This window comes from Streptomyces griseoloalbus (assembly GCA_014650015.1).
Lineage (GTDB): Bacteria > Actinomycetota > Actinomycetes > Streptomycetales > Streptomycetaceae > Streptomyces > Streptomyces griseoloalbus.
Map to the genome: position 1 here is coordinate 1 of BMUD01000196.1, position 502 is coordinate 502.

Consider the following 502-nt stretch of genomic DNA (forward strand, 5'->3'; position numbering starts at 1 on the left):
TGCAAGGAATTCCCAGATGTATTTCCAGATGATCTGCCAGGGGATTTGATTGACAGGGAAATTGAATTTACTGTGGATGTGATTCCGGGTACACAACCAATATCTAAAGCTCCTTACAGAATGGCTCCAACTGAACTGAAAGAATTGAAGGTGCAATTGCAAGAACTGTTAGACAAGAAGTTTATCAGGCCCAGTACTTCACCGTGGGGTGCACCTGTTTTGTTTGTAAAGAAGAAAGATGGCTCACTGAGACTGTGTATTGATTACCGCGAATTGAACAAGGTAACTGTAAAGAATAAATATCCATTACCGCGTATTGATGATTTATTTGACCAGTTACAGGGTGCACAAGTGTTTTCCAAAATTGATCTCAGATCGGGATATCATCAACTGAAAGTAAAACCAGAAGATATTGCTAAAACTGCTTTTAGAACGAGGTATGGCCATTATGAATTTTTAGTTATGCCGTTCGGAGTTACGAATGCCCCTGCTGTATTCATGG

1 protein-coding gene is annotated in these 502 nt (G+C 40.0%); it reads left to right on the top strand.

All coding sequences use genetic code 11. The features are described from left to right. Positions 1-502: reverse transcriptase family protein (locus tag IE178_RS37325; RefSeq protein WP_193515137.1), on the top strand; the 502-nt coding region annotated here is incomplete at both ends.